Genomic DNA, 7,175 nt, shown 5'->3' with positions numbered 1-7,175 from the left:
TAAACAATGGGAGCAAGCTAGTGAATAAACAAAAACTCACCTACGGGTGGGTTTTTGTTTGCTGGATACTAAAAACGACTCCGATTGGAGTCGTTTGTTTCGTTAATTCACCGTTACTTTCCCTGAATAATAATCTAGGGTAATCCCTTTTTGTACATTTGGAACAAAGACATTGAACTCAAGTGAGCCATCTGCAGACTTGGCTTCAAGATGCGATCCCGATGGAATGAGGTTATCTCCTTCATAAATCAAGGTCACGCGATAACGGACACGTTTGTTTTTATCCTGAGCTTTTCGTACCAGGCTTTCATAATAATTTTGTCCCGTAGAACTCTCGCTATTGGCTTGGTTAGCCCAAGCAGTTTGAACGGCAATATTTTCTGGATTTGAAGTCGAGGCATCAAATCCTTTGAGACCACCTACAAGTGCATAGCCTAACAAGTGACCTCGATCTACGGCATGGTTATACTCTCCAGATAGATTGTGAACTTGATGCCATCCAGCTGGTGTCCAAGACGTTGAGCCATTCCCTGTTTCTTGACGATTTTTGTACTGTCTGGTCGCTTTACTTAACAAAGCATTAGCTACTGTAGGAACCGTTTGACCTTGAACTGTTTTGACTTGGTTATTAGCATAGGGTTGGCTTGATACCTTAGCATTTAGATTAGTCTTATTTCCATTAACAATATAAGCCCCTGCCCCATTCCATTCTAAAGAGTTTCCAAGTTGACTCTTGACGGAGCTAGTCATCACTGTCTCAGCGAGCTTCTCTTGTGGTGTAGACTGCCCTTTTGTTGCGCCGTTTGATTTGACAGAGTTATTAGATTTTCCCGAGATTAGACTTGCCACCTGCTTGATTGGATTATTAGGCGAGAGCTTACTGCTCGTTCCAATGTAACCTAAAACTGCAATCAAGATTGCTATTAGCAACGAGACTAGCTGACGTTTCTGTTTATTTGTTAAAGATGTCTTTCGTTTTGCCATTGTTCTCTTTCTTTTATATGAATGTCATGACTAAAGGAGCGGGATTGCTTCCCACTCCCTTTTATTTTCCTGTAAATTTAGCAACAATTGCCTGCCAAGTTTCTGGTTTTAAGATGCTTATCGGATCCTTGCCCTCTCCTAAAACAGCATAGCCTATCATCAAACCGATAGCTAGAAAAGCAAGACCAATCACACACACACTCAAAACAAGTAATAATTGACGAAAAACATAGCCTTTACCAGTTTCCATATTAAGCCTCACTTACACGTGAAATATTTGCTCCTAGTTTAGCTAGTTTCTCATGGAATTGATAGTAACCACGATCCAAATGTGTCAATTTACCAACAGTCGTTGTTCCTTCAGCTACCATTCCTGTAAGAATAAGTGCTGCTGAAGCTCGAAGGTCAGTAGACATAACTTGAGCACCTTGAAGTGGCAAACCACCGTGAATCATAGCCGTATCACGAAGGATTTCTGAATGAAGTCCCATACGACGCATTTCTTCCAAGTGTTGGAAGCGATTTTCAAAGACTGTTTCGATCATGGTTGATTCCCCGTTTACCACTGCCATAAGTGCTGTAAATTGAGCCTGCATATCAGTTGGGAAACCAGGGTGAGGTAGAGTTTTAACGGTTACTGGTTTCAATCGAGAAACATCAGATTTAACACGAATGCCACCTTCTTCTTCCTTAACATCGACACCCATTTCCAATAATTTTGAAATCAAAGGACGGTTATGTTCCCAAATAGCATCTTTGATAAGGACATCACCAGAAGTCATGGCTGCTGCTACCATAAAGGTACCTGCTTCAATACGGTCCTGAACAACCGCATGTTTAGTACCATGGAGAGCTTTAACACCTTTAATCACGAGTGTTTCAGTTCCAGCACCTTTGACGTCTGCTCCCATCTCGTTAAGAAGAAGGGCCAAATCAACAATTTCTGGTTCACGCGCAGCATTTTCAATGGTTGTAACTCCATCAGCCAATGTTGCTGCCATCATAAGGTTTTGAGTGGCACCAACAGATGGGAAGTCCATATAAATCGCTGCACCTTTAAGGTTTTCTGCCGTCGCAGTAATGTCACCACCAACTTGGGTAATTTTAGCACCCATTGCTTCTAAACCTTTGAGGTGGAGGTCGATTGGACGACTACCAATCGTACAACCGCCAGGCATTGAGACCTTAGCGTGACCATTACGAGCAAGAATAGGTCCAAGAACTACGATTGACGCACGCATCTTGCTAACATACTCATATGGTGCTTGATCGAGAATTTCTCCACTAGCATCAACGACAACGGTATTCTTTTCCTCGTCAAAGTCTACAGCAATATCTAAACCACGAACAACATTATTCATCGTGTAAACATCTGACAAGATTGGAACATTAGTTAAGGTTGTTTGACCTTCCGAGGCCAAGATAGTCGCTGCCAACAAGGGAAGGACAGCGTTTTTAGCACCTTCAATGACAACCTCACCACTTAATCGAGTGTTGCCACCCTGCACAATAATTTTATCCATAAGGATTCCTTTCAAGGGTCATTTTCATCTTTTTGTATTATATCAAAAGTCTTTTAAAATCACTAATTTAAGAAATCGAGCTAGCCATATTCTGTCCAAATGCTAAAACCGACAGAATAAAGGAACTGATAAGGTAGCCTAAGGCAATACTGATAAAGAGTAAAAAGAGTTTCAATTTACCAGTATTTTCAATCGGATTTTTGATGATTTTTGCCCAATCAAAGAGGCTAATCAGCATATGATAGCTCAATCCAATAAATACTAGGTGACTCGCCAAAGTGACGAATTGATTAATAATAGCCATAGTTTCATTATACCATAGAAAGCTAGTCTAAAACATAAAAAGAGGATGAGACAGTTCTAAACCTATAATCATTAAGTGACTGCTTTCACTCCTCTTCTCTTTATTTCTGAAACTACTAGATTAGGGCTTTTTTTGAAATATAGTTCTTGTCCTACTCTCTATAGGGTATGATTTCCTAGACTAAGCTTAGTCTTCATAACCATTTGGGTTTGTTTTTTGCCAACGCCAAGAATCTCTAACCATTTCTTTCAAGGTCTTCTTAGCGTCCCAGCCGAGAACCTCTTTGGCCTTTTCAGAAGACGCATAACAAGTCGCAATATCACCAGCACGACGTCCTTGAATACGGTATGGAATAGCAACCTTGTTTTCAGCTTCGAAAGTCTTAACAAGATCCAAAACGCTATATCCATATCCAGTACCCAAGTTGAAAATCTCAGCACCTTTATGACTCAAATTATATTTGACAGCAGCCAAGTGACCTGAGGCCAAGTCAACAACGTGAATGTAGTCACGCACACCTGTACCATCTGGAGTTGGATAATCATCACCAAAAATATTAAGCTCAGTCAGTTTACCGATAGCTACTTGTGTAATATATGGCATAAGATTGTTTGGAATACCGTTTGGCAATTCCCCAATCAAACCACTTTCATGAGCACCGATAGGATTAAAATAACGAAGATTTGTGACAGACCATGACGGATCTGATGCAGCTACGTCTATAAGAATTTGTTCCATCATCAACTTAGTATAACCGTATGGGTTAATAGCTGATGTGGGCATATCTTCGGTCATTGGAGAAGGATTATTGGTACCGTAAACTGTGGCACTTGAACTGAAGACGATGTTTTTAACTTCATATTCCTTCATTTTTTCAAGAAGGGTGATTGTACCACTGATATTGTTTTTATAATATTTCAAAGGTTTTTGAACAGATTCATCAACTGTCTTGAAGGCAGCAAAGTGAATGATCAATTCAATATCTTCATTTGTAAAAACCTTATCTAAAAGTTCTGTATCTAAAATTGAACCTTGATAGAATGGGAACTTCTTACCTGTGATCTTTTCCAAGCGTTCAAGGACTGCTGGAGAGCTATTTGAAAAGTCATCAACCAAGACTACATCAAAACCTGCATTAAGGAGTTCGACAGTGGTGTGACTACCAATGTAGCCAGCTCCTCCTGTAATTAAAATAGACATAGGTATTTCCTTTCTTGTTCGTCAGCATCTCTTCTCTCAAAATCTTTCATGGTAAAATGAAGCAAAGGTTCTTGTGTCATTGGAGATATAATCCTGAGCTTCATTTGATAATTCTAATTTTTTTAATAAACGATACTTGACTTCAGCTCAGCAGTTTGATTTGGAACAGGTGACAGTAAGTCATCTATAAAGAAATTATTAATGGTTGGTGTCCTTAAGCCTATCATTTTAAACATCTAACCGTTTCAGTAAAGTCTTAAATAAGAAAATTCATATTATTTATAATAGGTACAAAAAACAGAATTCAAAAAATTAAATTCTGCCTTAATTAAAATCATTAAATTAGATATAATATTATCTTAAGCCTCTACTGCTGCTTTAAGTGCTTCAACCTTATCCAATTTTTCCCATGGAAGATCGACATCTGTACGTCCCATGTGACCATAAGCCGCTGTTTGACGGTAGATAGGACGTTTAAGATCAAGCATTGCAATGATACCAGCTGGGCGCAAGTCAAAGAGATTACGGACAGCAGATTCAAGTTTGCTTTCAGCAACTGTCGCCGTTCCGAAAGTATCAACACGGACAGACACAGGGGTAGCAACACCGATAGCATAAGCCAGTTGTACTTCTGCTTTCTTAGCAAGACCAGCAGCTACGATGTTTTTGGCAATGTAGCGAGCTGCATATGAAGCTGAACGGTCAACCTTAGTGGCATCTTTACCAGAGAAGGCACCACCACCGTGTCTTGAGTAGCCACCATAAGTATCAACAATAATCTTACGACCAGTCAAACCAGAGTCCCCTTGAGGTCCTCCAATAACAAAACGACCTGTTGGGTTGATAAAGAATTTAGTCTCATTATCCAAGTATTCGGCTGGAATAACTGCCTTAATGACTTTTTCAATAACGTCTTGACGAATTTGGTCGTTAGTCGCTTCAGGATCGTGTTGTGTTGAAATAACAACAGCATCAACACGTACAGGTTGGTCATTCTCATCATACTCAACGGTAACCTGAGATTTAGCATCTGGACGAAGATAGGAAATCTCACCAGATTTACGCAAATCTGCCAATTTTTTAACCAATTTATGTGAAAGACTAACTGGAAGTGGCATAAATTCAGGAGTTTCATCAATAGCAAAACCAAACATCAAACCTTGGTCACCAGCTCCGATAAGATCAAGTGGATCTTGATCACCAGTTCCACGAACCTCAAGTGCTTCATTGACACCTTGAGCAATATCTGGAGATTGTTCGATTAATGATGGGTGAACTCCAACAGATTCTGCTGCAAAGCCGTATTCTGCATTGTTATAACCAATTTCAGCGATAGTATCACGAACCACACGGTTAATGTCCACATAAGCTGTTGTAGAAACCTCACCAAAAACATGGACAGAACCAGTGTAAACAGCTGTTTCTGCTGCTACATGGGCGTCTGGATCTTCTGCTAAAATCGCATCGAGAATGGCATCTGAAATTTGGTCTGCAATTTTATCTGGATGCCCTTCAGATACTGATTCAGACGTGAAAAGTTTACGTTCTGACATATAAAATGTCCCCCTTTTAATATGAAAAATAGTATTAGACAGCACGGATTTAACCGTCTCCTAATAGGTAAAACGCTATTCTCCTGGTAGAGATAAACGCCGTTAAAAAGTTACAAAGAACCAACAGCCAAGCTAGGATGACTGTTGCCTTATCGGGACTTAATAACTATCCTCCATTATATCATTTTTTTCAGTCTAGTCATATAGTTATTTATTATCAAGCCTCATCAATAATTTATAGTGAGCATTTTACCATCTTTTGTATTATACTTAGGATATGAAAACTTATGAACACGTTTATGACATCTTATCGAAGAGTCCAGACTTTGTAACGGGAGAGAGCTTGGCTAAAAGCCTTGGTGTCTCACGGACAGCTATTTGGAAGGCAATTCAAACACTTCAAGAACAAGGAATTGACATTACAAGTGTCCGCAAGAAAGGCTACTATTTAGAAAAGGGAGATATTCTTCTTCCTCAAGATATTTCAAAGCAACTCAACATTCCAGTCTACTTTAATCCAGATTCTAACTCTACTCAACTAGATGCTAAACATGGCATGGAAAATAATAATTCAACGCCTGCGCTTTATTTGGCATCAAGTCAAAAGGCAGCCAAAGGACGATTTGAACGTTACTTCTTTGCCAGTCCACAAGGTGGTATCTACATGAGTATCCACTTAAAGCCCAACTGTCATTTTGAGGAGTTACCACCTTATACGATGATGGTGGCAGCTGCTATTGTCAAAGCTATCCAGCGTCTAACCGGAATCAATACAGAAATCAAATGGGTTAATGACATCTACCTCAACAACAAAAAAATGGCTGGAATCCTTACCGAAGCCATTAGTTCTATCGAATCTGGTCGCATCACAGATGTCATTATCGGGGTTGGGCTTAACTTCTCAATCAGTGATTTTCCTGAAAAGTTAGCTAATAAAGCTACTAGTCTTTTTACTTCCGAAAAACCATGCATCACTCGAAACCAGCTCATTTCAGAAATTTGGAAACTCTTTTTAACCATTCCTACTAGCGATCTGGTCAAAGTCTATAAAGAGAAGTCTCTCGTTTTAGACAAACAAGTGACCTTTAAACAAGCTGGAAGGACTTATACTGGTATTGCCAAGGAAATTGGTAATAAGGGCCAACTTCTCGTTCTTACTGATGATGGCCAGGAAAAATGGTTGACCGCTGGCGAAGTGAGCCTTACTTCTTGGTAGACTTACCGGCTGCACGCGCAATGCGTGAAACAACATAGGTTGTCCAAAGACGACGTAAGAGTAAGTAACCAAAAAAGACTGTAAAAAAGTAATAGCCATGCTGTAAACTATAATTAAAACAAACCGTTTCAAAAATAGTTTCAAGCGTAATAAACAAAATTTGTTGAATCATAAGATTATTATATCAATAGATAGAGCCTAGGACAAGCAGTCTAGGCTCTTTTAGATGTTAGAAAGATTAGACCTCAAGATAGATAAACACACTCACAAGATACCTAAGGCAGGATAACTAACTTTCCCTAGCTTCTACATTTCTTGGCTCGGACCTAAAGAGGTCCACTGGACCTCCTCGCTTTTTCATTTCTTGGCTCGGACCTAAAAAGGTCCACTGGACC

At 39.6% G+C, this 7,175-nt stretch carries 8 protein-coding genes; 1 reads left to right on the top strand and 7 read right to left on the bottom strand.

Annotation, left to right across the window (positions count from 1 at the left end; genetic code table 11):
* Positions 1-102: 102 nt before the first annotated feature.
* From ADF62_RS05360 to metK, 6 genes are all read right to left on the bottom strand, one after another.
* Entirely contained in the window at positions 103-984 is an 882-nt protein-coding gene (locus ADF62_RS05360; RefSeq protein WP_048788264.1) for a DNA/RNA non-specific endonuclease, read from the bottom strand.
* A gap of 61 nt (positions 985-1,045) precedes the next feature.
* Positions 1,046-1,234, bottom strand: a complete 189-nt coding sequence (locus ADF62_RS05355) for a DNA-directed RNA polymerase subunit beta (RefSeq protein WP_003097027.1) — start codon at positions 1,232-1,234, stop codon at positions 1,046-1,048.
* 1 nt (position 1,235) lies between these two features.
* A complete protein-coding gene (murA, locus tag ADF62_RS05350) occupies positions 1,236-2,507 on the bottom strand; it encodes a UDP-N-acetylglucosamine 1-carboxyvinyltransferase (RefSeq protein WP_003092742.1) in 1,272 nt (423 codons plus the stop codon).
* Between the two features lie 67 nt (positions 2,508-2,574).
* Positions 2,575-2,811 (bottom strand): DUF1146 family protein, encoded by a 237-nt coding sequence (locus tag ADF62_RS05345; protein WP_003097025.1) that lies wholly within the window; start codon positions 2,809-2,811, stop codon positions 2,575-2,577.
* Between the two features lie 186 nt (positions 2,812-2,997).
* On the bottom strand, positions 2,998-4,011 hold the full coding sequence (gene galE / locus ADF62_RS05340) for a UDP-glucose 4-epimerase GalE (RefSeq protein WP_048788263.1): 1,014 nt from the start codon (positions 4,009-4,011) through the stop codon (positions 2,998-3,000).
* A 359-nt stretch (positions 4,012-4,370) separates the two neighbouring features.
* Positions 4,371-5,564: a methionine adenosyltransferase gene (gene metK / locus ADF62_RS05335; protein ID WP_003092628.1), complete on the bottom strand. Its 1,194-nt coding sequence runs from the start codon at positions 5,562-5,564 to the stop codon at positions 4,371-4,373.
* Between the two features lie 277 nt (positions 5,565-5,841).
* On the opposite strand from metK, the gene birA reads away from it, so the two are divergent.
* Entirely contained in the window at positions 5,842-6,780 is a 939-nt protein-coding gene (gene birA, locus ADF62_RS05330) for a bifunctional biotin--[acetyl-CoA-carboxylase] ligase/biotin operon repressor BirA (RefSeq protein ID WP_048788262.1), read from the top strand.
* Here birA and ADF62_RS05325 read toward each other — a convergent pair.
* Positions 6,767-6,952 carry a DUF3272 family protein gene (locus ADF62_RS05325; protein ID WP_003092448.1) on the bottom strand — a complete coding sequence of 62 codons (186 nt, stop codon included), beginning with the start codon at positions 6,950-6,952 and terminating at the stop codon, positions 6,767-6,769. The genes birA and ADF62_RS05325 overlap by 14 nt on opposite strands.
* Positions 6,953-7,175: the final 223 nt, after the last annotated feature.

It is taken from the genome of Streptococcus sp. 1004_SSPC (assembly GCF_001069025.1).
GTDB classification, from domain to species: Bacteria; Bacillota; Bacilli; order Lactobacillales; family Streptococcaceae; genus Streptococcus; species Streptococcus vestibularis.
Note: the sequence above shows the minus strand (reverse complement) of the source record. Positions and strands in the feature narration are given on the sequence as shown.

Coding starts and splice junctions, on each gene's coding strand:
- ADF62_RS05325 (WP_003092448.1), bottom strand. CDS start 6,952: ATGATTCAACAAATTTTGTTTATTACGCTTGAAACTATTTTTGAAACG.
- birA (WP_048788262.1), top strand. CDS start 5,842: ATGAAAACTTATGAACACGTTTATGACATCTTATCGAAGAGTCCAGAC.
- ADF62_RS05360 (WP_048788264.1), bottom strand. CDS start 984: ATGGCAAAACGAAAGACATCTTTAACAAATAAACAGAAACGTCAGCTA.
- galE (WP_048788263.1), bottom strand. CDS start 4,011: ATGTCTATTTTAATTACAGGAGGAGCTGGCTACATTGGTAGTCACACC.
- ADF62_RS05345 (WP_003097025.1), bottom strand. CDS start 2,811: ATGGCTATTATTAATCAATTCGTCACTTTGGCGAGTCACCTAGTATTT.
- metK (WP_003092628.1), bottom strand. CDS start 5,564: ATGTCAGAACGTAAACTTTTCACGTCTGAATCAGTATCTGAAGGGCAT.
- murA (WP_003092742.1), bottom strand. CDS start 2,507: ATGGATAAAATTATTGTGCAGGGTGGCAACACTCGATTAAGTGGTGAG.
- ADF62_RS05355 (WP_003097027.1), bottom strand. CDS start 1,234: ATGGAAACTGGTAAAGGCTATGTTTTTCGTCAATTATTACTTGTTTTG.